Origin of the sequence: Pseudovibrio sp. M1P-2-3 (genome assembly GCF_031501865.1) — a bacterium.
Taxonomy (GTDB): Bacteria; Pseudomonadota; Alphaproteobacteria; order Rhizobiales; family Stappiaceae; genus Pseudovibrio; species Pseudovibrio corallicola.
In genome coordinates this window covers 2,959,894-2,983,112 of sequence record NZ_JARRCW010000001.1, presented here as the reverse complement: position 1 = coordinate 2,983,112, position 23,219 = coordinate 2,959,894, and the positions used below count along the sequence as shown (strand labels likewise).

The window sequence follows — 23,219 nt, the reverse complement described above, 5'->3', positions numbered from 1 at the left end:
TCCGTCTGCATCGGCCCATGCAGTTGAAAAACGTTCTTTGATAAATCAACTCCAACAACGGCAAGGTTCTTCATGGTTGCATCCCTCTTTTTCCAAAAGCTACACTCTGCTCAGTATTGCAGAAATGCGCCGAGAGAGGCATCTATTCCATCACTACCCCCTGCGTTTGCAAAAGGCTGGGCCAAAAAGCTTTTCAGTGATACCCAGTCCGGAAAGAGTATGAAACGACTAAGACTGACAGAACTGCTTTGATAATAGACCAAACGACCTTTAATGCATATTCAACGACAGGTGTTGCTAATAAAATCTCCTGCCTGCTCAAAAAGGCTTGATGTGGCGGCAAAATCTTTTTTATAAGGAACTGGAATGTCGTCATCTCTTTTTAAATATGAGAACACACCGCCTCATAATGGAATTGGGTTTAGGGAATTCATTGGGCTGGTCGCGGCATTCATGGCGCTCAGTGCTCTTTCCACTGACATTATTCTGCCTGCTCTACCGTTGATTGGGAAAGAGTTCGCTGTTCATGATTCTAATAATAGGCAGTTTTTGATTACCGTCTATCTGACCAGCCTTTCTGTCGCCTCTCTAGTTTTCGGGCCACTTTCTGATTGGCTGGGCCGTAAGCGGGTTCTACTCTTTGGAGTGGCCTTGTTTACAGTGGGAACGGTGTATGCTGCAACTGCGGAAACATTCGAGACCATGTTGGTGGCGCGGTTGATACAAGGCGTTGGGGCAGCCTCTCCCCGCGTGGTCAGCATTTCCATGGTACGGGACTGGTATGCTGGGCGGGCAATGGGTCGAGTGGTGTCTCTTGCCATGGCGGTCATAATGATTTCCCCCATTATTGCACCTAGTATAGGGCAGGGTATTCTATTGATTGGTCCTTGGAACTGGACTTTCTTTCTCCTTACCGGCGTTGGTGCCTTGATTTTTCTGTGGTCTGCGGTTCGCCTGCCAGAAAGCTTGCCGAAGGAGAAGAGGCGTGCTATTGGCCTCAGCTTAGTACTAACTGCCTATAAGTCCACCCTGACCATTCGCTTTACCTTCGGGTATATGCTTGCAACCTCTTTGATAATGGGCTGCATGTTCGGCTTTCTCAACTCAGCGCAACAGATCTTCATGAATGTTTTTGACCTGAAGGATAGTTTTTTACTCATTATTGGACTCATCGCTCTGGCACCAGTTTCCTCTTCCTTACTTAATTCTCAAGTGGTTGAGCGCTGGGGCTTACGTAAACTATCTCATATAGCAATTCTGTGCTTTACTTTAGCCAATACTATCAATGCTGCCATTGGTTATACAGATCATGAGACGCTTTGGAGTTTTATTTTCTTTCAGTTTATTGCCGTGTTCTTTGTTGGTTTTATTGGGGCTAACTGGAATGCTTTGGCTATGGACCCTCTCGGTCAGACTGCGGGAACCGGATCTGCTATGTTCAGTGCCTTTACTACGATGATTGGGGCACTTCTTGGGGCAGGTATTGGGCATTACTTTGATGGCTCCACTCTGCCTTACACAGTAAGCTGCGCAGTTTTCGGTCTCATGGCAATCCTTGTCGTGTTCATTACGGAAAAAGGGCAACTTTTTAAACCTCACAATGAAGCCTAATACCAATCCCGAAAAAGTTCGCCTTATGTAGGGTTCCCAATTTCTTCTTTTCTGAATCTATAGCCCCTCTAGACTTGGAGGGTGTTTTGAGTACTGCGATTGCCCTGCGAGATGATTTTGATGCAGATAGCCTGCGTGGTTTGGCTAAGGTTAGCAAGGAGGTTCGGCAAGCTCGACGGTTACTAGCTCTTGCTTTGATTTATGATGGAGACTCTCGCTCCAAAGCAGCCCGCATTAGTGGAGTTACGTTACAAATCGTACGAGACTGGGTTCTGCGATTTAATGCGCAAAGTCCCGATGGTTTAAAAGGTCGCAAAAGCTCAGGTCGTCCCTCAACTCTGAGTGAGGATACCATCAGCCGCGAGTTGATGAAGTTGGGTTTTGTTAAACTGACTGCACGGCCGCGTCATGCAGCTCAGGACCCGGCAGAGCTTGAAGATTTTAAAAAAGTTTTCCCGAGGAAGTCACCCGGATCCAAAAGGCGATAGGCCTTGACACTTCGCTTGAGATTTGGTGGCAGGATGAAGCGAGAGTAGGACAGAAAACCAAGCTCACACGCCGGTGGGCACAACGGGGCTCCCGCCCCCAAGTTCCTGCAGATAAAAGGACACAATTCACCTATATTTTTGGTGCCATCTGCCCAGAGCGGGGCGGCGGAGTAGGTCTTGTCATGCCATGTTGTAACACCGGAGCCATGCAAACCCATTTGATTGAGATTTCCAAACTTGTGAAGCCTCAATCACACGCTGTGCTTCTACTGGTTAAGGCAGGTTGGCATACAACAACCAAGCTAAAGGTTCTGCAGAATATAACTTTACTCCCTTTGCCGCCGCTGGCGCCGGAGCTAAATCCAGTTGAGAACCTCTGGCAATTTATACGCGAGAACTGGCTCTCAAATCTGATATTCAGTTCCTATGAAGAGATTGTAAGGCAATGCTGTGAGGCATGGAATAAACTCATCAAGCAACCAGAGAGAATAACCTCAATCGGTAGGTGAAAATGGGCACATGGGTCATGAATTAAGCGGATTGGCATTATTGGTACATGACCAGATCAATACGATCTTCCGCCCTCGCCGTTATAAACTATCCGCAGTCTCCAACCGTCACGCAATGATGCCTTCTCCCTTTTGGCTGACTACACAGTCGGAATGGGAGCATAAAGCTTGCCCAAGTAGCTCCTGTTCAATTTATAGAAGGCAATCTGGTAATGCCTCAATTAAGGTCCCCATTCCCTGATCATCTGGGCAATTGAAGTGCTCATACTCTGGCTTATATTGGGATCGCTTGTTCCTCGGATCATCATATTGATCCCTAAGAAAGACGAGAGGAGAAGTTCGGTTTTGGTTGCGATGTCCAATTCAGGATTAATTTCTCCTAGCTTCACTCCGGTACTTAGCGCATCACCGAAACTACGACGCAATTCAGAAAAGAATAGGTCAATGCGCTGATCTGTATCGCTTTCTCCGCGACTGAACTCATAAATTGTATTGAGAAGAAGGCACCCATGATCTGTTGTTGCCGGTAGATTTTCTGGCGTAGTCAGGCTTTCAAACCAATCGGCTAAGCTTGTCAGAATATCTGAAGTTGGGCGCGGCATAAAATAGGCGATTGATTTTTCTAAATAGTTATCAAGCACGTCCAAAAACAGAGCTTTCTTGCCCCCATAAGTTGCCTGCAAAGTAAATCGGGTCAGGCCTGTTCTCTCTTCTATCTGACGAGTACTCACCCCGGAATAGCCGTCCTGCCAGAAAAGTACCTGTGCAGCTTCCTATGCATCTTGATGCGTAATTTTGCGCATTCTTGCCATAATTTAAAAAACTCCTTGCAATATCTAGTCATATGGATAGCTATCCGCCCGGATAGATATTTTCTAGACGCATGGATCGCACGTATCCGACGGCGGATCAAGCACCTATCAAACTTGCTTGAGACCTGTTGGCATTGTCGATCAATTTGCACAAATCGGAGAAATGTAGTGATGCGATTGAAACGGATCCTGCTTACAGCCTTGATTGCTCTATTTGGATGAGGAGGCCTCGCTGCGGCTCATCTCCCTCAATCGATGCTATTTAAAAGTTTGTCTGAGGCTGCGATCGGACCAGAAATCGACCCGGAGATCGGGTATGTTGTAGAGAAACTTGGGCGTGGCCTCTATCTCATAAATAATGGTGCCTATCAGATGATGTTCCTCACCACCGGAGAGGGCCTCATAGTTGTAGACGCGCCGCCTTTCATTGGCTCAAAAATTCTTGAAGCGATTGCTACCGTTACGGATGAGCCTATTACTCACGTCATCTACAGTCACTCTCACAACGATCACATAGGATCGGCATCACTCTATCCAGATGGAGTAGAGATTATTGCCCATGAGGAAACTGCCGCTCATCTTGTGAAGAAAAATGACCCAAACCGCCCAATTCCAACACGTACTTTTTCTGATGAATTAACGTTGACGGTCGGCACACAGACCCTGAAACTAACATATAACGGGCTAAACCACACTCCAGGCAATATCTATATCTACGCTCTTGAGCAGAAAGTATTGATGTTGGTTGACATTATTTTCCCAGGCTGGACTCCATTTGAAGATCTTGCGATCGCAGAATCTGTAGCCGGTTTTCTTGAGGCACATGACGTCGCCCTTAGCTACGATTTTGATTACTTCATTGGCGGGCATCAAAGTCGATACGGCACACGCCAAGATGTAGAAACCCAGAAAGCCTACTTCAATGATACCTTGGTTGCCGCTGAAAAAGCCAATGCAGCCATGGACTTCGGTGCAGCACTAATTGAAGCAGAGGCACGTGGAGGTAAGGGCAATCCATGGGTATATGTCAAAATCATGCTCGATAAAGTAACAGCTCAATGTGCCGCAGAAGTAGAAAAAAAGTGGAGTGACCGTCTCGGAGGAGTCGACATCTACACTTATTCGCATTGCTGGGAAATAACAGGTCATCAACGCGTTGATTAGGTAGCTAAGCTGTCTCGACCCGAGCGTAGGGTACAAGCCGCTAGCCATATGGTCCTGGCGGAAACTAAGAAACTCTCCGCATGCCTAAAAATAAAACCAACTGTACATCAAGATAAAATATTAGATCTAGCCTCATCTGTTGGTCAGATCTGCAAAAAATCAACACAGCAGGAAAGTAACATGACACGGAAACTCGAAGGAAAACTCGCACTAATCACTGGCGGCACCACTGGTATCGGACTGGCCACCGCAAAACGTTTTGCGAAGAAGGGGCAAAAGTCATATTGACCGGTCGCAATCCTGACACTCTAGAAGCTGCTAGATCCGAAATGGGATGAAAATGCAGCTATCATCCAATCCGACGCGTCAAAACAAGAAGATGTTCAATCTCTTTTTGAGCAGGTCACTTCCAAATACGGAAAAATTGATGTGCTGTTTTTAAACGCAGGTGTGGCTCAATTCGCACCTTGGGAACATCACAGCGTAGAAAACTTTGATCACATGTTTGAGGTCAATGTTAAAGGTCCGTTGCTTGCAATCAAGTATGGCATTCCCGCCCTAAATGACAATGCTTCTGTCATTGTTACTTCTTCAGTCGTAAATCAAATGGGTAGGCCTATGGGGAGCGCGTACGCTGCTAGCAAGGCAGCCGTTGCACAGTTGGTTCGAACAGCCTCTGCCGAACTATCCCCTCGTGGCATTCGTGTAAATGCAGTGAGCCCGGGCCCAGTACAAACGCCATTGCTCAACAAGACCGGAATGAGTGAAGAACAAATACAACACATGATTAAAGAGACCGCGGCAAGTGTTCCACTAGGACGGCTGGGGCGACCCGAAGAAACTGCAAATGTGGCGCTCTTTCTTGCCAGCGATGAGGCTTCATATGTTCAGGGACAGGAATATGCAGTCGATGGAGGCATGTCAGTAGGATAAGCTAGATTGGGCCCGTACGGCATAGACAAATTGCCGGCGGGCTTTTCTCAACAAACGAGTAGAATAATAATATGCGCGAAACATATTTTCGCTCAGCTATCGTCTAAAGGAAACCTCCCCGATGGAAAATAAGAACATTGAACTGATCAGCGCCAAACTTTGCCCGTTTGTTCAGCGGTCAGTGATTACTCTTTTGGAGAAGCAAGTCGAATTTAATATTCGCTATGTTGATCTATCAAATAAGCCTGACTGGTTTTTGTCTCTGTCTCCTTTTGGAAAGGTACCGCTCCTACGTATTGGAGAAACTACTCTTTTTGAGTCATCTGTAATACTGGAGTATCTGGATGAGGAGTACCTGCCGTCTCTACACCCCAAATCAACGTTGCGAAGAGCTGAAAATAGGGCGGAAATTGAATTTGGGTCAAGTCTTTTGGTTTCTCAATATATGCTCTGGAATTCCGCAAGCCATGCAGACTTTGAGAAGAGACTGGGGGAAGTAAACACCAAATTGCAACAAATCGAGGACCGGTTGGACGATACTCTCTTTTATAACGGGGACGCTCTGTCCTTGGTTGATATCGCCTACGCACCGGCATTTATGCGCTTTAGCATTCTGGAAAAAATTGGCTCTAGGAAAATTTTCTCGACATTTCCAAAAATCAAAGCTTGGAGTGATACTGTACTTAAATTGGACGCTGTTAAAAACTCGGTTGTACCAGAGTTTGAGCAGCTATTTACAGATGCTGTAACAGAAAAGAGATTTGAATTGGTCTAAGAAACACAAGGCCTCTCAGTCTCAGTGTTTTCCTACCGAAGGTGTTGACACGTTAACTTGAACGAGAGGGCAGAGGGCCATCAGTTTTTATTTCAGGCACAAAGCGCTTGCCTCCTCTGGAGGCTTCTGGCCAAGGTCATTGACAAACATACCCTAGATGTCAATACGCATCCACTTCGGTACAAATTTTGGTACAATCTTCTTTAGAAAACTCGGTCATTTTAGTCTCCAATCTTGGACACATGGTCGTAGGTATTAAGTCCAGCCAGTAGCGCTGCGCAGGCGAGGGCCATGGCATGGGTTGTACCTTGCTTCTTCATCTTTACAAGATCGTTTGCCGTCATGCCCAAGAGCCGCGCAGATCAATAGCTCAGCCGTGAAAGCACATCGATGACCGCGCTCGAGTTCAGCTTTCGCTTCACCCGAATAGCAAGGCATTCACGCGTGTATTCATCCAGAATATTCAGCGTTCTGAATGCCCTGCCATCTTCGGTTCGATGGTGGACAAAGTCATAGGACCACACGTGATTGCGATCCTGTGGCCGCAGCCGGACGCAGGATCCGTCATTGAGCCAGAGCCGTCCCTGTTTCGGTTGCTTCATGCGAACCTTCAACCCCTCTCGTCTCCAAAGGTGCTCGACACGTTTGTCGTTCACTTGCCAACCCGCTTCTCGAAGCAAAGCAGCAATCCGGCGACAACCGTAGCGACCATATTGACGGGCCAGTTCAATCATATCCGCGACCAGCTGGCTTTCATCAGCCCGCCCCTGCGGCAAACGCCGCTGTGTGGAGCGATGCTGGCCAAGAACGCGGCACACACGCCGTTCGGATACCTTTATCTGAGTACAAACATGATTGATGCAGGCCCGGCGACGAGCGGGGCTTAGAAGTTTCCCTTTGCAGCCTCCTTCAAGATCAGCTTATCCAGTGTCAGATCGGAGACAGCACGGCGTAACCGCTCATTTTCTTTCTGCAACCGCTTCAGTTCCTTGAGTTGTTCTGTACCCATGCCACCGTACTTCTTCTTCCAACGGTAATAGGTTTGTTCAGTAACACCCATCTGGCGGATTGCATCTACGCGCGACATCCCTTGTCCCATCAGGACTTCAACCTGCCGCAACTTAACGACAATCTCTTCTGGCTTTGGTCTCTTGATTCCCATATCGAGTCCTCCGTTTTCCTAATCATAAACGTGGACCACTTCATTGGGGGAGGCTTAACATCATGTTTGTAAAGCTCAAGGACTGGAGGCGTATTGCTATGGGATACGACCGATGCCCAAACATATTCAAATCGGCAATCTATATTGCTGCAACCGTAATATTCTGGTTACGAGTCCTGAGCCTAGTTGTTTTTCCTAAGAAGCCAAATGAAGAAGATTCCTCCTACAAGTCCGGTGATGACTCCAACCGGGATGTCCTCCGGTTTCATCAGCGTTCGTGCAGCCATGTCGGCGACAAGCAAAAAAAGTGCGCCAAACAAGGCCGAGACCGGGATGAGGCGATGATAATTGCCCCCGATAAACGCTCTTACAATATGAGGTATCATCAGGCCAACAAAACCTATCATGCCCGAAAATGCTACCATGATACCTGTAATCAACGCCCCAATAATGAAGGTCTCTAGCCGAAATTTTGCAACGCAGATGCCAAGGGTGGTTGCGGTTTCATCGCCCATGGTCATGGCGTTAAAGTGACCAGCTCGTAGCCACAGCCAACCTCCACAAACTATCATGGTGACCAAGGGGTAGATAAGGTACCCCCACTGGGCCAGCCCTAAGCCGCCCAGCATCCAGTAGACCACAGTGTGAGTAGCGCGCGGATCTGCCAGAAAAATGAGAATGTTAGCTCCTGCCATCAAAATAAAGCTAACAGCAACTCCAGTCAGAACCAGCCGGTCAGCACTCGTGGCATTTGTGAACTTTGCGGTCCCGATAACAAGAAGAGTTGCTCCAAGAGCCCCTAAAAAAGCCAGCAGAGGTACCGTTAACACTCCAAAAAATAAACCAGTATGCAGCAAAGCCAATACGGCCCCAAACGCGCCACCTGCTGAAATTCCGATCAGATGAGGGTCGGCAAGTGGATTGCGGGTTACGGATTGAAGGCAAGCGCCCACGATTGAAAGTCCGGCCCCGACCATAATCGCCAGCAGAACGCGGGGCAGGCGAATCTCCCACAGGATGGTCTCTCGTCCCTTCGACCAACTGGGCTCAATAGCACCCGGTATAACCTTATTAACAAGCACACCCAGAACGGTCTCCATGGGAATGGAAACCGCCCCAACTGAAACGGCGAGACAAACAGGAAGAACCAGAGCAACCAACCCTGCGCAAAAGATCTGCAGCATAACAAAAGAAGTGCCCCCTTTGGGGGCTGCGGGGATACTGGTTCCTTCGCTCATACTCAGTTACCCCAGAATGCAGTTGCCAGTTTTTTGATGGCTTTTATGTTCCGTGGTCCTGGTGTGGCCTCTGCATATTGTAGCGTTACGAACCGGTCGTTCTTTACTGCATCCAGATCGGCAAAGGCCGGGTTATTGAGCATGAACTCACGCTTTTGCTCTGCTGTTACTTCGCCATAGTTCACTATCACAATAACCTCGGGGTTAGCTTCGATCACGGCCTCCCAGTTTACCCGTGCCCAGCTCCTTTCTAGTGTATCCATCACGTTGCTGCCACCGGCGGCCTCAATCAGTGCTGTGGGCATGGCATAACGGCCAGCAGTAAAGGGGGTATCTTCACCGCTGTCATAAACAAATACGCGAAGTGGCGTGGTGCCGGCATTTAGTCCCTGTTTGAACTGAGAAAGATCATCACGATAGGATTGCACCAGTTCAAGCGCACGCTCTTCAACTGCAAAGATACGGCCAAGGTTCAAAAGGTCATTGTACAAGTCCTCCATTGATACCTTCTGCTTCTCGCCAATATGGATGCAGCTTTCTGTCAGCTCGTAGACCTTGATACCGAATGGGGCCAGTGTTTCCGGTGTCACCTCGCCGCCAACCTTCATACCGTAGTTCCAGCCCGCGAAATAAAAGTCCGCATCAGCCCCTATCAACACTTCCTTGTTTGGGTATTGTGGGGACAGTTCCGATAGGACTGCCACTTTATCTGTTAGCCCATCATCCAGCGTTCTCCACTCAGAAATACCGGTATATCCCGCCATCTTGTCCTGTAGCTGCAGTGCCAGCATCATCTCTGTAAGGTTGGAATCGTTGGAAACAGCCCGCTTTGGTACATCATCAAATGTCACGGTGCGGTTACAGCTTTTAATGGTAACCTCTGCTAATACAGGTGTAGAGGACAGCAGCGCTGCAGCCAGCGTCAAACCAAGTTTTTTCATGAAAATAATTCCTATGAGTATAGATCGAACGTAAGGAGAGATTGTTGTGTGGTCATCAAGTGGTCGCGTGTTGTGCTCACCTGAAAGGCTTTTGAGACTAAGGCCGGGGAGAGGATTTGGTCCGGTGTTCCAAACCCAAGCATTTGCCCTCGATCAAGAAGTAGGATCTGGTCACAGACCCGCGCTGCCATATTTAAATCGTGCAAACTGGTGATGATTGTCAGATCCAGCTCCTCGATGAGCTGCAGGATTTCCAGCTGATGGCGAATATCCAGATGGTTGGTTGGCTCATCCATAATGAGCAGATCAGGTTCTTGCGCCAGTGCCCGTGCCACCATAACCCGTTGCCGTTCACCGCCGGAAAGGGTTGTAAATGAACGGTCTATGAGCCCTTCTAGATTCAAAGTATGGATCGTTTGGCTTACCACCTGTTGGCCCTGTTTGCATAAACTAGTTAATCCATAGCTGTAAGGCGTTCGTCCCAGCTCGACGATCTCGCGTACAGTGAGTGCGAAATCCGTGGGCTGTTCCTGCAACACTGCAGCTACACGCCGCGCCACTACTTTGGCTGGAAGCGACCAGATGTCATCATCACCAATATTGATATGACCACTTGCTGGCCTGTTAAAGCGGTATAGTAATCGCAGTAATGTGGACTTTCCTGCTCCGTTTGCCCCCACAACCCCAAGGGTTTCACCCGCTGGCAGTTCAAAGCTGAGTGGCTTTAAAACCGGCTCGTTTTTGCTCTTTTTAGGCGCCCAAGAAACATTGTTGACTAAGACTGATGTGCTCATGGCATGCGTTCCAGTATGAACTGGCGGCGCCTCAGAAACTTAACTGGAAGAAATACAGGTCTCATAACGCCCTTGTCGATGTAGCGGGGGCAATAGAAACCGGATATGTAAGTGGCTTTCGTGAAAGCAAACATTATGGCCTCTTTCCAGGACGCCCCGCCCAGGTTGAAGTAACAGGTAATGGCAGGTCTCCTGACTTACGGGTCATTGCTCGGCCAGCCTTCCCGGGTTCCCCAGTGGCATATCTAGCTTTGCTCTCCGCCTACAGTTGCGGGGGCAGTCACGGAGTTAGTTTCAAAACGTGAAACTGCACCGTGTTCCCTTTTAATTCCGAGGCTTTTGACCTCGAAAACCATTGCGGCGCATAATGATTAGAGACAAGCCAGATTGCAAGAGCAAAAAGATAGTGCATGGTTGATACTTTGGAATCTGGAAGTAAAAATGGGGAGAAAATGATGCATAGTGAAACCTAGAGAACTTCGCAGGCCGTAAACTGGAGTGGCCTAAGAAAAGTGGAGATCCTCCGGCTCAATATTTGTCTATTGTCGCTCGAACGTTAAAAGTGATTGATATCCTATGGCCGAATGCCTTCGAATTGGATTATAAAAGCCTTCACTGCCAGTCCTCTTGCCTAATATGGCAGAGACTCGCCGGGTGGGGCATCCATTCCATCAGAGCCTTGAGGACTGTTTTTATGAAGAGATGCTCGGGGTACCGCAATTTTGATGCAAGGGAAACCGGTGGACTAGTTGCCCAGCAATATCGGAAAAGGGGCATCCGCTCCATTAAAATCGATCAGTTAAAAATAATTTGTAGGTTGAATTCATCTCCACCCTCCAAGACTTTAGTAACAAGGAGATTATGAACTCCAATTGTTGGGTGTTGTACCTCCGAGATCCTACCTTTGACTTCGAAACCTTCTGGGCAGTCAAACAAAAGTATAAACTGCTCCCGGAATCTTGCTGGTGTTTGAGGCCCTTTCTCTATAAATTTTAGCTGGACCTTCTCACCATCAATTAAAAAAATGTCGCCCTTCAGCTTTTCAAAATCGGCATATTCCAAAGACTTAAGGTCATCTTTCATCTGTATTTTCCTATCTTTAATATCTGTTTAGAAAATCTCTATGATTGGCCATGGTCATATGCGTCCCAATTTTCATTGGGAATCTGAAATTGATTGATCACTCTCCTGTTGTTGCCTGAAGGGTGTCGAAGTTACAGAAGTATTCATTCGTTTGATTTTGACAGCTGCAGATATGAATTCACCTCGTAACAAGGCGTCATAGTCTGGTTGATACCACCTCATCAACGTATGGTGCCTCCCTGTAGTTTCTGGCTCAAATCCAAACCTGTAGTAAAATTTATAGGCAGGTCTATTCATATTAAGGACATGAAGCATGACAGGAATTTTCAGCTTTGAAGCTTTTGCGCAGATGCCTTTCATGACAACCGTTCCGATACCTCTGCGCTGAAATTTTTGTAAAAGTGACAAGTCAAGTACCTTTAACATATGCTCATCTTCGGCAAGGTACACGCGCCCGACAGGGGCTTCACACCACAAAATAAGACCATAATTCGCCAAATCATATTGATTGAAGTATACGTTATGTTGTGCAGTGTACTGCTGTGACAGCACGCTATGATAAAGTTCTTCTTGCCCAAAATTTTTCAAGGAAGAAAACTCCCAGTGCCGCTCATCTCTATGGATGAGTTCTAGGATTCCTTCATCACCAGCTCTCGCTGGCCGTATGGAAACATCAAGGGGGTTTAATTCAGTACTCACATTAATACCTTTGTATACTGGGTGGATAGTTCAAGGGTAGAACGCAACGCTGCGAAGTGATTTATAATGGTACTGCAAAAAATTGACGTTGCTTAAACCATGTTCATTGGTTAGCTGCGTACTTAATAAGATTGAACTAAGTACTTCGATTTAAGAAAGAGAATTCAGATGTGAGATACTCCATACGTGGATTTCGATTGATACTTGAATTAACCCAATAAGTGAATTTGTAGTAAATTGCACCAAATGGGTGTATCCTTGTAATTTTAGGGGTAATTAATGCGTATAGTTCAGTAATATTTCTTTACATATATAATTATTTACTAATCTCAATTTGAGGGTGCACTTAATAGTTTATTTAAATCATAAATCAACCTAGAATTACATAAGTAGAACGTCTCAACCGAAGAGGGCCGACGATGGCAGAGCCTTTCCTTTCTCAAATTACCTTATTTGGACTAAAATTTGCTGTTCGTGGATGGGCATTGTGTGAAGGGCAACTTCTTCCAATTGCCTCAAATACTGCCCTGTTTAGTTTGCTGGGCACAATCTACGGGGGAGACGGAAGAACTACATTTGCCCTACCGGATCTGCGTGGGAGGTTTCCCTTGCAACCAGGAAGCGGTCCTGGTCTTCCTCCCTATGGACTAGGGGAAAAGGGAGGGAGTTACGACCGAGTTTTGACGGTAAATGAACTTCCATCCCACTCTCATGGAAATGTTAAAATTGGAGCGTCAACAACATTTGGTGATTCAGATCCTGCATCCAATAGGGTTCCAGCCGTACCAACAGCCGGAACTGTCGTAGGGCAAGGGTACATAGATCAGGCGCAAGCCAACACTACTTTATCGGGACAACTAAGCTCTACGGGTAACACTGGAGGCAGTCGGAGTTTTACAATACAGAATCCATATCTGGGCCTTAACTTCGAAATTGCAATGCTTGGACTTTTTCCGTCCCGTTCATAAATGAGTGAGTTTTCGAGCATGCTTCGTAACTATTAGTTGAGTCAGCATGGAAGATCCTTTGAACATGCTAGAGAGGTGGTCGGAACACGAGGGTATGAGAAGGAGTAGCTTTCTTCGAGGGCTTGGCAGAGACAAAGAGCGACTATACTCAGACAGACAGGGACCATATTGAATGCAATCTATCCTTTCACGAGACAGGCCAGCCGAGGTGTGAGGCATTCGTGCCACCATAGTTGGTGGTTCATATCCATGTTACCCGGATTGCTTCTTAGGTGGTACTCAAGCTTCCCAGCGAACATTTTACACCACCTTTGGGTAAAGTCTTCAAGTTCCTCCCCGTCTTTTGGGCTGGTGAGTTTACTGAGCTCGATAACAATTTTCTGCTGTTTCCATGAGGGCTGACACCAAAATACTGGGACTCTATATTGATAGGCTACTCTGGGTGCTAGGGTTGAGATCCTTGCCACCCCTGAGAATAAAGGGGCAGAAATATATGACGACTTTTTCACAATATCTGCAGCCAACCCAACAAACGCTCCCTGCTTCAAGGCTTCTAGCAGCCTGCGCATTGTCATCACTGGTCTTTGTCCCGTTAAAATAGAGTGTTGAGTATGTTTGTTTGTAGCAAATTTGGACATCCTCAAACTGTTAAGACTAAATCTGTTTTCTAATGTGTAGTAAGGCTTGATATGACGCTCCAGATAATACATGGCCGCCAGTGTCGGGCCCTGATGCGATCCGACCAGTAGGCCGCCTGATCCACAGTTTTGCGCAGAACTGATGAGCTTAGGATGAGAAAGAGAAATAAGGTTATCCAGTTTTTCAGCGGCATCACTTCGCATGTTAATGGCTTCATTGACAATCTTATTTGCTGCCCTGTGCCAGGCAAGTTTTTTTAAAAAGCTCTCCCAACTCATATTTCCGTAGATATTCGTTCGCCAGATCCTGCGCAGTAGAGGAAGGTCACCTGTCAACAATTCTCCACCGGGCATGATTGCATTTAACTGATCTTTTAATAATACGGAACTGAGAGAGCCTGTACTGAGCCTTTGTGTATTTGCGATTACATTTTTAATTTTTCCAAACTGGCCAGATTTTCGTAAATTTTCAAGATGAAACTGTATGAACCTTGTGTCATTAGGTCTGTCTGCAAGCCATGCTTCGCTAAAAAAACAGTCGCTTTGCTTAAACCCTAATCCTTGGGCGGCCCTTGCATAGAAGAGTCTGAGCCATAACTCATCGGGCGCCTCCTGTAAGTACTTAGCTGCAAACTTACGTACCAGTTCATAGTTTTCAAGCTTAGTATGGCAACACAAAAACTGCCGTCGAGCTACTGGGCTTTTCGGTCTCAGTTCAAGATTAGATTTAATACGCTCTAGCGCCAACCCAAATTCACCAATACTAATAAAAAGGCGTGCCAGTTGCTTTAGTATGGAAAGAGATTTGGGCCAGCGTTGTTCGGCTTCTAGGTAGTGATTCAGGGCTTCCTTTGGGTAACCAAGATCTCGAAGGGAATTGGCCAGCCCGAGTTGAGCCCACATAGACTCAGGAAACTTCTTTCTAACTGACTCCCATTCCTGAAAATCTGGGGTATCTCTTTGTTTTAGCTCCACTAACTTACAAGCAGGTAGATCGTAGTCTGGCCAGTCACTAGTCAGTTCCCTTAGTGTTTTTATAGCATTCTCAGTTTGGCCAAGTTTAATAAGGGTCTGCGCAATTTTCCAGCGGGGTTGAAACGTCTCTGGGAAGCGGGGTGAAATCTCTTTCAATTTGTTAAGGGTGGCCAAAGGAGTGGATATTTTCTCCATACAGCGGACTATACCAATTTGGGGACGCCAGTCCTCAGGATATTGGCTGGCTATTTCACAATAAAGATCGAAAGCATGTTTGATAGAGCCAGTTTCATACAGTGACTTTGCCCGAAGTAAGCAAAAATGAACTGAAGAAGTCTTCGTCTCCATGCATAACTCCAATAATGAAGTCAAAATATATAATTTTGTGAAAGTACTAACACAGAAATAGTTTGTATTTAAAATAATATAGTGACTGGTATATTTGTTTGAGTAAATACTTCTTAAGTAGATTTAGTAATTACAATAAATAAAAATATAAACGTAAAGTCAAATCTACCGCAACTATTTTATTAATTTGTGAAAGGTCCACCGTAGGAAATGAATGTGGTACTCCGCAATCTTGTAAGGGAAAATCCGCGCTACAGGAGTATCTTCCTAAGAGCCAGAACCACACGTACAAGAGTTACTACTGTTTTCGATGTATCATCACGGTGTAATCTATTTTGTGAGGGGTGCCTTTTTTATAGTCGGGATGGGGGGCATAGTGGCTCTTCATCTCCTATTGATCTCGACGCCTATGAGAGAATTTTTTCCTCTGAAAAATGCAGGGGAGTAACTTATCCTTTATTTGGTGGGGCTGAGCCCTCGCTGGAGATGGACGTGCTGAAGGTGGCCACGCGTTATTGGTCTCAAGGTATGATCCATACAAATGGAATAATGAAAATTGCTCCCGAAATTCCTTTTCGCATCTTTATCTCTGTTTGGGGCGGGCCAGAGCAAACGCAAAGTTGGAGGGGAGTGAATTCCTATCAAAAAGCGCTTGGTACTGCATCTCAAGACCCAAGAGCCATCATAAATTATACCGTTAATGCGAAAAACATAGATGATATTTTAATTGTAGCTCGCGATTGCCATCAACAGAACCTCAATCTGACCTTTCAGGTATACAGCCCCACAGCGGACTACAGGGATTACATAGGTTCTGGTACAGTCGGGCGCCACAAGTATATACAAAGTAAATCACCTCAGGAAAATCTCATCATGAGTAAACATGATGATCTTCGTGCAGAAAGGGAAATCTGCAAGGCTATCGATACTTTTCCAGACACCGTCATCTTCACTAAGGCTCTTGCTAAATTTGTATTTGAGAAGCCTGGGATTTTCTTTGGTAATACCAATGTATCGCTTGTACCTCATGGGTGTGTTGCCGGGAATTCTGCTAGCCATCACCATGTGTTGATCGGTGGCCAGAAAGCAATGGGTAAAACTTGTGGTCATGGAGCGGTTTCCTGCAATACCTGCCGCACTTATACATCAATTTATCCAGGTTTCTTTAAGGCAAAACTCTCTCAACAAATGGGGAAAGCTGATGCGATTGATTTTCTAGAAGCCCATAATGTTTTTGACATTTTGTATAATGGGTAGACACATGCATATGCTTTTACTGCACCAGTGGCGCTCAGCCCAGCTCTGGGCAGGTTGAAGGCCGTTTTTCAGCTGCGTCCAGCTGCGCGTATCTATTTTGCTCGGCGTCCCGCCACTCCTAACTCAATATCCCGGGAAGCTTCAGTCCCTGTTCCCTAGCGCATTTTAGAGCGAGCTCGTAGCCGGCGTCTGCGTGGCGCATAACGCCGGTGGCGGGGTCGTTCCATAGGACCCTTGCAAGGCGATAGTCCGCCTCTTTTGTGCCATCACAGCAGATCACCATACCCGAGTGCTGGGAGTAGCCCATGCCAACACCGCCGCCGTGGTGAAGGGAAACCCATGTCGCGCCGGAGGCCGTATTTAGAAGGGCATTGAGGAGAGGCCAGTCTGATACGGCGTCAGAGCCGTCCTTCATGGCTTCCGTTTCCCTGTTTGGGGAGGCAACAGAACCGGAGTCCAGATGATCGCGGCCAATCACAACCGGTGCTTTCAGTTCACCCGTTCGTACCATCTCGTTAAACGCAAGGCCAAGCTTGTGGCGTTGCCCAAGCCCCACCCAACAAATGCGGGCGGGCAGCCCCTGAAACGCGATGCGCTCGCGGGCCATGTCCAGCCAGTTGTGCAGGTGAAGATCACCGGGTATCAACTCTTTCACTTTTGCATCAGTTTTGTAAATGTCTTCGGGGTCGCCAGACAGGGCACACCAGCGAAATGGCCCGATGCCGCGGCAAAAGAGCGGCCGGATATATGCTGGGACGAATCCGGGGAAGGCAAAGGCATTTTCCAGCCCTTCGTCAAAGGCAACCTGACGGATGTTATTGCCATAATCGAGGGTAGGGATGCCTGCCTCCCAAAAATCAACCATGGCTTTGACGTGAACTTTCATGGAAGCACGTGCTGCCCTTTCAACTTCCTTGGGGCTGGTTTCAGACAGAGCGTGCCATTTTGCGACGCTCCAGCCCTGTGGCAGGTAGCCATTGACGGGATCATGGGCAGAGGTTTGGTCGGTTACAATATCAGGCTTTACCCCGCGCTTCACCAGTTCAGGAAATACATCGGCAGCGTTGCCGATCAGGCCAACGGATTTGGTAGCTCCCGCTTTGGTCCAGCCCTCAATCATTGCAAGGGCTTCATCGAGGCTGTGGGTTATTTCGTCCACGTAGCGGGTGCGCTTTCTAAACTCGGCCCGCGTTTCATCGCACTCAACGGCCAGACAGCAGGCACCGGCCATGACGGCGGCAAGGGGCTGAGCGCCGCCCATGCCCCCAAGGCCCGCAGTAAGGATCCATCGGCCTTTTAAATTCCCCCCATAGTGCTGGCGACCAGCTTCCATAAAGGTTTCATAGGTTCCTTGAACAATACCCTGCGTGCCGATGTAGATCCACGAGCCCGCCGTCATCTGCCCGTACATAGCGAGCCCTTTTTTATCAAGCTCGTGGAAATGGTCCCAGTTGGCCCAGTTGGGAACGAGGTTGGAGTTTGCAATCAGCACACGGGGTACATCTTTGTGAGTTTGGAAAACACCAACCGGCTTTCCCGACTGCACCAGCAGCGTTTCATCTTCTGCTAATGATTTTAGGGAGGAAACGATCCGGTCAAAATCCTCCCATGTGCGGGCTGCGCGTCCTATGCCGCCATAGACCACCAGTTCATGCGGATTTTCTGCAACATCCGGGTGCAGGTTGTTCATCAGCATGCGCAGCGGTGCTTCCGTAAGCCACGACTTGGCGTTGAGCCCTGTACCGGTTGGTGGATAAATATCACGGGCGTTATGACGGCGGTTAACCATGGGAAGCTCCTGAAGTTGGTAGGTTTTGGGCAAGTTTAGGAGCAAGCGCCTCCAGCGCTTCCAGAACTTGTTTCAGGTGGCGGCGCAGTTTTTCAGCCCGTTCTTGACTATAGGTAAATGGCTGTTTTTCGGTTGCCAAATAGGTGCTTTGCGCAAGCTCCATCTGGATGGCGTGGATACCGGTTTGGGGCTGGCCATAGTGACGTGTGATCCAGCCCCCCTTAAAACGTCCATTGAGAACCTGAGTGTATCTCGCAGCCTGTGCTGTCCGCGTCGATACCGTTTCTTCAATCTCCGGTGCGCAGGACGCGCCCGAGTTGGTTCCGATGTTGAAGGCGGGCAAGAGCCCTTCAAACAAGAAAGGTGCTTTGGAGCGGATGGAATGACAGTCATATAAAATGGCTATGCCGTGTTTTGCCTTGACGCGCTCCAGCTCGCGACCCAGAGCCCTGTGGTAAGGCGCGTGCCAAGTCTGCTGGCGTGCTTCAATCTCGTCTAAAGAGAGCTCCTGTCCCTGAGAATAAATGGGCTGGCCGTTGAAATCGGTGGTGGGGCACAGTGTGGTGGTATTTTGTCCCGGATAGAGAGACTTGCCGGAAGGCGCACGATTGGCATCTATGAGATAGCGGTGAAAGTTTGCTTTCACAATGGTCGCTGCTGGCATGAGACCTTGGTAAAGCCTGTCCACATGCCAATCGGAGTCAGCGAGTTTTCGCCCGTTAGCATTTAAGGATGCATAAACTTCTGGAGGAAGGAATGTTCCCGAATGAGGGATACTGAGCACAACTGGCCCGTCACCTTGCAGAATTTCAACTGGCTGCATGGCTTACTCCTAGTGTTATGATCGGCTGGTCGTCGACGGGAGAAACCAAAGCTCTTGATCTTATCAGGTGTGCTGCGTCTTCCAGATCTCCGGCCATGTAGCGGTCCTTTTCCAGCTTGGGAATGCTTTCGCGTAATTTTCCGATGACCTTTTGTAAGGAAGGGCTGGTCTGTAGGGGGGCACGATGCTCCACGCCCTCGGCGGCGCAAAGCAGTTCGACGCCTAGAATGTAAGAGAGGTTCTCATTCATACGAGACAGACGGCGGGCGCCGTGAGCGGCCATGGACACATGGTCCTCCTGATTGGCGCTGGTCGGGGTTGAATCTGTGGAGCAGGGGTTGGCCAGATGCTTGTTCTCACTCATCAAGGCCGCAGTGGTCACCTCGGCAATCATCAAACCGGAGTTGAACCCCGGATCCTTTGCCAGAAACGGCGGCAGATCGAAGGAGAGTGAAGGATCCACCATCAAGGCGATACGGCGCTGGGATATGGCGCCGATTTCCGCAACGGCTAATGCGATCTGGTCCGCTGCAAACGCAACGGGTTCGGCGTGGAAGTTTCCGCCTGAAACAATCCTTTCCTCACCCACCAACACCAGAGGATTATCTGTTGCTGCATTGGCTTCAATTTCGAGTGTGGTTGCTGCCATGCGCAGGAGATCCACACAGGCGCCCGTCACTTGAGGCTGGCAGCGGATGCAATAGGGGTCTTGAACGCGGGTATCTCCAGTGCGGTGACTTTCGCGAATTTGCGAGCCTTTCATGAGGGTGCGCATGGAGCGGGCGACTTCGATTTGTCCCCTGTGACCGCGCAGTTCATGAATTTGCGGTAACAGCGGTGCGGTCGAACCCATGGCCGCATCTGTGGAAAGGCTTGCCGTGACCAATGTTGCTTCTGCCAGACGCCAGGCCTCAAACAGCCCCACAAGAGCGCAGGCGGTAGAGAACTGGGTGCCGTTAATGAGCCCTAGCCCCCCTTTGGGGCCTAATGTTATGGGGGTCAATCCTGCCCGTTTGAGAGCCTCTCCCCCCTCAATACGTTCCCCTTTAAACTCCGCTTCCCCTTCACCTATGAGAACAGCTGCCATGTGGGCGAGGGGGGCAAGGTCACCGGAGGCCCCGACCGATCCTTTTTCGGGAATAATCGGGGTCACGCCTTTTTCAAGGCATTGTTCGATAAGGAGCAGCAGCTCAAAGCGGACACCGGAGGCCCCGCGGGCGAGGGACAGGAGCTTTAAGGCCATCATCAGGCGCGTGGTCTCCCGCTCCAGCGGCTTCCCGACGCCGCAGCAATGGGAGAGGATCAGGTTTTTCTGCAGATTATTGGTGTCACCGGGCTCAATCTTCACGCTTGCAAGCTTGCCAAAGCCGGTGTTGATCCCATAAACGGCCTCGCTCCCCTGAGCTGCGGCTGCTACCTGCTTTGCAGCGTGGTCCACCGCCTGTTTGCAGGAGCGTTCCAGATAAACGGGCAGGTCATGGCGGTATATGCGCTCCAGTTCCTCGAGAGTTACAAACCCGGGTTTTAAAGTGAGCGCATCCATTCACTGGCCTCCAAAGATACGTTTATGCAAAGAGTTAAATCCAATTCGGTAGGAAAGCTCTGAGGGGTGGTCCACATTCCAGATGGCAAGATCAGCGCGCTTACCAGCCTCTAGTGTTCCCGTCTCAGACAGGCCAAGGGCTTTGCCGGCATGGCTTGTCACGCCTTTTAAGGCTTCTTCCGGTGTCATACGAAACAGGGTGCAGCCCATGTTCATGGTGAGGAGTAGGGATGTGAGGGGTGATGAGCCGGGGTTGCAGTCGGTAGCAAGGGCGATTGGAACATTAAAGTGCCGCAACAAGTCCATCGGTGGTTTTTGGGTTTCGCAAAGGGTGTAATAGGCCCCGGGCAGCAAAACGGCTACTGTGCCGTGCTCTGCCATGGCTCTGACACCGGTTTTATCAAGAAACTCCAGATGATCCACTGACAGTGCTTTATAGGAAGCGGCTAAGGCGGCACCTCCAATATTTGAAAGCTGCTCTGCATGCAGCTTCACCGGCAGGCCAAGCTGCATGGCCTTTTCGAAAACTCGGCGCATTTGGGCGCGGGAAAAGGCGATTTTCTCACAAAAGCCGTCAACAGCATTAACCAGATCCTCTTGGTGTGCTGCTTCCAATGTGGGCAGGCATACTTCTGAAAGGTAGGCCTCTGCATTTCCCTTGTATTCGGGTGGAATGGCATGGGCGCCCAGAAAACTGGTTTTTACCCGAACCTGTCGCTCCGCTGTGATTTGGCGGGCAGCACGCAGCATGTTCAGCTCGGTTTCTCGATCCAATCCATAGCCGGACTTGATTTCCAATGTTGTAACGCCCTCGGCAATCAGGGCATCAACACGGGGCAGAGCCTGCGCAACAAGTGAATCCACCTCGGCGCGGCGTGTGGCTGCCACAGTTGATAGTATGCCGCCTCCGGCAAGAGCAACTTCTTCATATGTTGCTCCTTGCAACCGCATTTCAAACTCTCGAGAACGGTTGCCGCCATAAATTATATGGGTGTGGCAATCAATCAAACCGGGAGTGATGAGCCGTGAGCACTGGTCTTCAGGGGGGAGGGAACGAAAGACCTCTGGTAGTTCTGCTTCAGGTCCGGCGAAGGCTATTCGGTCCCTGTGGGTGACAAGGGCACCTTGCTCAATGAGCCCGTAGGGAACCTCGTTCTCTCGTAGAGTCGCCAGCTTCGCATTGGTCAATAATCGCAGAGCCACACATTGTCCCCTAGACTTGAATATATTGGGATAAAAGATAATATGCATGCACATATTAAAGAGTCAATGGAGTGTTGATAGAGATGCCCGCTGCTTCTGAGACCATTATTTTTGCCAGTAAGGCCCTCCTTTCTGACGGGTGGGCCAATAACGTGGCAGTTCATTTTGCAAAGGATGGCCGGATAGTTAGCGTTATGCCTGACACGTTCCCTGAGGCAGATGACAAGCACGTTGGAGTTTTACTTCCCGCCCCTGTCAACCTGCACAGCCATGCTTTTCAAAGAGCCATGGCCGGAATGAGTGAATGGCGTACATCTGGGTTTGATAGTTTCTGGACGTGGCGGCAGATCATGTACCGGTTTCTGGATATTCTGGCGCCAGAGGATATAGGATCCATTACCTCCTATGTGCAAATGGAGATGCTGGAGGCAGGCTTTGCAGCTATGAGCGAGTTCCATTACCTGCATCACCAGAAAAGTGGTGAGCCCTATGAAAATCAGGCCGAACTATCAGGGCAGATCTGCAGTGCAGCGGCTGAAACCGGAATAGGCCTGACGCTTCTTCCCGTCCTGTACTCTTATGGAGGGTGTGACAGGCGGGCACTGGAAGCAGGGCAACTTCGCTTTGGAAATGATTTTGACCGGTTCCATAGGCTATATGGGGGCGCCGCAAAGTTTATAAAGTCATTGCCAGAGGATTCTGGTTTAGGAGTTGCACCACATTCTCTTCGGGCTGTTGACGATCATGGCCTTGCTCAAATGGTTGAGCTTGCAGGAAGTCGCCCCCTACACATGCACATTGCAGAACAGACGGCGGAAGTTCAGGAAATCCTAGCGGCAAAAGGAAGCCGACCCGTGGAGTGGCTTTTGGATCATCACTCGGTTGGGCCTAACTGGTGTTTGATCCATTGCACCCAGATGACAGGAAAGGAAACTGAAGCTCTTGCGAAAACCGGCGCTGTCGCTGGCCTGTGCCCCATAACCGAGGCAAATCTTGGTGATGGTATTTTCAGCGCTGTGCAGTATCTGACGGCAGGAGGGCGATTTGGAATAGGGTCAGATTCCAATATTCGCATATCTCTTTCAGAAGAATTGCGGATACTTGAGTATTCGCAGAGGTTGCGAGACCGAATGCGTGCTTGTGCAGCCACTTCAGATAAATCCACAGGACGGGTGCTTTTTGAAAGTGCAACGCGAGGGGGGGCACAGGCTGCAGGGCGGCACTCCGGTCAGATCTCGGTCGGGTTTTATGCAGACCTGCTTTCACTGGATGAAAACGCGATTGACCTCGTCGGGCGGGAGAGAGATGAAATCCTTGATGCCTTTATTTTTGTTGGGGACGATTGCCTTGTGAAAAACGTTTGGTCTGCAGGCCGACATGTTGTTACCCACGGAAAACATGTTAAGGGCGAGGCAATTCGCGCCAACTACCGCAAGACAATGGCATCGTTACGCGCACGAATGTAA

At 48.8% G+C, this 23,219-nt stretch carries 20 protein-coding genes, 5 pseudogenes and 1 riboswitch; of the genes and pseudogenes, 11 read left to right on the top strand and 14 right to left on the bottom strand.

Going from position 1 to position 23,219, the window contains the following annotated elements; genetic code table 11:
• The first annotated feature begins 366 nt into the window (after window positions 1–366).
• The 3 genes and pseudogenes from P6574_RS12895 to P6574_RS12885 form a co-directional block, all read left to right on the top strand.
• A complete protein-coding gene (locus P6574_RS12895; RefSeq protein WP_310620680.1) occupies window positions 367–1,611 on the top strand; it encodes a multidrug effflux MFS transporter in 1,245 nt (414 codons plus the stop codon).
• 86 nt (window positions 1,612–1,697) lie between these two features.
• Window positions 1,698–2,608: pseudogene (locus P6574_RS12890) on the top strand (IS630 family transposase).
• Between the two features lie 37 nt (window positions 2,609–2,645).
• Window positions 2,646–2,773 (top strand): annotated as a pseudogene (locus tag P6574_RS12885) (IS6 family transposase); the annotation flags it as partial.
• Between the two features lie 56 nt (window positions 2,774–2,829).
• Here P6574_RS12885 and P6574_RS12880 read toward each other — a convergent pair.
• Together P6574_RS12880 and P6574_RS22125 are read right to left on the bottom strand one after the other, a co-directional pair.
• Complete coding sequence (locus P6574_RS12880; protein WP_405048146.1) at window positions 2,830–3,210, bottom strand: TetR family transcriptional regulator C-terminal domain-containing protein; 381 nt, start codon at window positions 3,208–3,210, stop codon at window positions 2,830–2,832.
• 51 nt (window positions 3,211–3,261) lie between these two features.
• Window positions 3,262–3,369 (bottom strand): annotated as a pseudogene (locus P6574_RS22125) (TetR/AcrR family transcriptional regulator); the annotation flags it as partial.
• 321 nt (window positions 3,370–3,690) lie between these two features.
• Here P6574_RS22125 and P6574_RS12875 point away from each other — a divergent pair.
• From P6574_RS12875 to P6574_RS12860, 4 genes are all read left to right on the top strand, one after another.
• Entirely contained in the window at window positions 3,691–4,584 is an 894-nt protein-coding gene (locus tag P6574_RS12875; RefSeq protein ID WP_310620679.1) for an MBL fold metallo-hydrolase, read from the top strand.
• A gap of 180 nt (window positions 4,585–4,764) precedes the next feature.
• On the top strand, window positions 4,765–4,872 hold the full coding sequence (locus P6574_RS12870; RefSeq protein ID WP_310620678.1) for an SDR family NAD(P)-dependent oxidoreductase: 108 nt from the start codon (window positions 4,765–4,767) through the stop codon (window positions 4,870–4,872).
• Between the two features lie 27 nt (window positions 4,873–4,899).
• Window positions 4,900–5,517, top strand: coding sequence for an SDR family oxidoreductase (locus P6574_RS12865; RefSeq protein ID WP_310622161.1), 618 nt, complete (start codon window positions 4,900–4,902; stop codon window positions 5,515–5,517).
• A 121-nt stretch (window positions 5,518–5,638) separates the two neighbouring features.
• Window positions 5,639–6,292, top strand: coding sequence for a glutathione S-transferase family protein (locus P6574_RS12860; RefSeq protein ID WP_310620677.1), 654 nt, complete (start codon window positions 5,639–5,641; stop codon window positions 6,290–6,292).
• Window positions 6,293–6,513: 221 nt separating this feature from the next.
• Here P6574_RS12860 and P6574_RS12855 read toward each other — a convergent pair whose 3' ends face one another.
• Complete coding sequence (locus P6574_RS12855; protein WP_310620676.1) at window positions 6,514–6,636, bottom strand: hypothetical protein; 123 nt, start codon at window positions 6,634–6,636, stop codon at window positions 6,514–6,516.
• A gap of 27 nt (window positions 6,637–6,663) precedes the next feature.
• Window positions 6,664–7,454, bottom strand: a pseudogene (locus tag P6574_RS12850) (IS3 family transposase); the annotation flags it as partial.
• 50 nt (window positions 7,455–7,504) lie between these two features.
• On the opposite strand from P6574_RS12850, the pseudogene P6574_RS12845 reads away from it, so the two are divergent.
• A pseudogene (locus P6574_RS12845) lies at window positions 7,505–7,624 on the top strand (IS5/IS1182 family transposase); the annotation flags it as partial.
• 12 nt (window positions 7,625–7,636) lie between these two features.
• On the opposite strand, the gene P6574_RS12840 reads toward P6574_RS12845, so the two are convergent.
• From P6574_RS12840 to P6574_RS12820, 5 genes are all read right to left on the bottom strand, one after another.
• The gene (locus P6574_RS12840; RefSeq protein WP_405048100.1) at window positions 7,637–8,692 is read right to left on the bottom strand and encodes a FecCD family ABC transporter permease; all 1,056 of its coding nucleotides are present in this window, start codon (window positions 8,690–8,692) and stop codon (window positions 7,637–7,639) included.
• A gap of 2 nt (window positions 8,693–8,694) precedes the next feature.
• Window positions 8,695–9,633 (bottom strand): ABC transporter substrate-binding protein, encoded by a 939-nt coding sequence (locus tag P6574_RS12835; RefSeq protein WP_310620675.1) that lies wholly within the window; start codon window positions 9,631–9,633, stop codon window positions 8,695–8,697.
• 11 nt (window positions 9,634–9,644) lie between these two features.
• Entirely contained in the window at window positions 9,645–10,427 is a 783-nt protein-coding gene (locus P6574_RS12830; RefSeq protein WP_310620674.1) for an ABC transporter ATP-binding protein, read from the bottom strand.
• A gap of 165 nt (window positions 10,428–10,592) precedes the next feature.
• A riboswitch (cobalamin riboswitch) is annotated at window positions 10,593–10,799 on the bottom strand.
• Window positions 10,800–11,222: 423 nt separating this feature from the next.
• A complete protein-coding gene (locus P6574_RS12825; RefSeq protein WP_310620673.1) occupies window positions 11,223–11,510 on the bottom strand; it encodes a DUF6916 family protein in 288 nt (95 codons plus the stop codon).
• Between the two features lie 72 nt (window positions 11,511–11,582).
• Entirely contained in the window at window positions 11,583–12,209 is a 627-nt protein-coding gene (locus P6574_RS12820) for a GNAT family N-acetyltransferase (protein ID WP_310620672.1), read from the bottom strand.
• A 419-nt stretch (window positions 12,210–12,628) separates the two neighbouring features.
• On the opposite strand from P6574_RS12820, the gene P6574_RS12815 reads away from it, so the two are divergent.
• On the top strand, window positions 12,629–13,177 hold the full coding sequence (locus P6574_RS12815; protein ID WP_310620671.1) for a phage tail protein: 549 nt from the start codon (window positions 12,629–12,631) through the stop codon (window positions 13,175–13,177).
• 179 nt (window positions 13,178–13,356) lie between these two features.
• Here the strand turns inward: P6574_RS12815 and P6574_RS12810 are convergent, their stop codons facing one another.
• Window positions 13,357–15,138, bottom strand: coding sequence for an LpxL/LpxP family acyltransferase (locus tag P6574_RS12810; protein ID WP_310620670.1), 1,782 nt, complete (start codon window positions 15,136–15,138; stop codon window positions 13,357–13,359).
• A gap of 492 nt (window positions 15,139–15,630) precedes the next feature.
• On the opposite strand from P6574_RS12810, the gene P6574_RS12805 reads away from it, so the two are divergent.
• A complete protein-coding gene (locus P6574_RS12805) occupies window positions 15,631–16,395 on the top strand; it encodes a hypothetical protein (RefSeq protein WP_310620669.1) in 765 nt (254 codons plus the stop codon).
• 118 nt (window positions 16,396–16,513) lie between these two features.
• On the opposite strand, the gene hutU is transcribed toward P6574_RS12805, so the two are convergent.
• Genes hutU through hutI form a run of 4 tightly spaced genes read right to left on the bottom strand, consistent with a single transcriptional unit; the run spans window position 16,514 to window position 21,801 of the window.
• A complete protein-coding gene (gene hutU, locus P6574_RS12800; RefSeq protein ID WP_310620668.1) occupies window positions 16,514–18,184 on the bottom strand; it encodes a urocanate hydratase in 1,671 nt (556 codons plus the stop codon).
• Window positions 18,177–19,007: an N-formylglutamate deformylase gene (hutG, locus tag P6574_RS12795; protein WP_310620667.1), complete on the bottom strand. Its 831-nt coding sequence runs from the start codon at window positions 19,005–19,007 to the stop codon at window positions 18,177–18,179. Before hutG ends, hutU begins: the two co-directional genes overlap by 8 nt.
• Window positions 18,994–20,550: a histidine ammonia-lyase gene (gene hutH / locus P6574_RS12790; protein ID WP_310620666.1), complete on the bottom strand. Its 1,557-nt coding sequence runs from the start codon at window positions 20,548–20,550 to the stop codon at window positions 18,994–18,996. The genes hutG and hutH overlap by 14 nt, the downstream gene beginning before the upstream one ends.
• Window positions 20,551–21,801, bottom strand: a complete 1,251-nt coding sequence (gene hutI, locus P6574_RS12785) for an imidazolonepropionase (protein WP_405048099.1) — start codon at window positions 21,799–21,801, stop codon at window positions 20,551–20,553.
• A 35-nt stretch (window positions 21,802–21,836) separates the two neighbouring features.
• Here hutI and P6574_RS12780 point away from each other — a divergent pair, with 35 nt between their 5' ends.
• Entirely contained in the window at window positions 21,837–23,219 is a 1,383-nt protein-coding gene (locus P6574_RS12780; RefSeq protein WP_310620664.1) for a formimidoylglutamate deiminase, read from the top strand.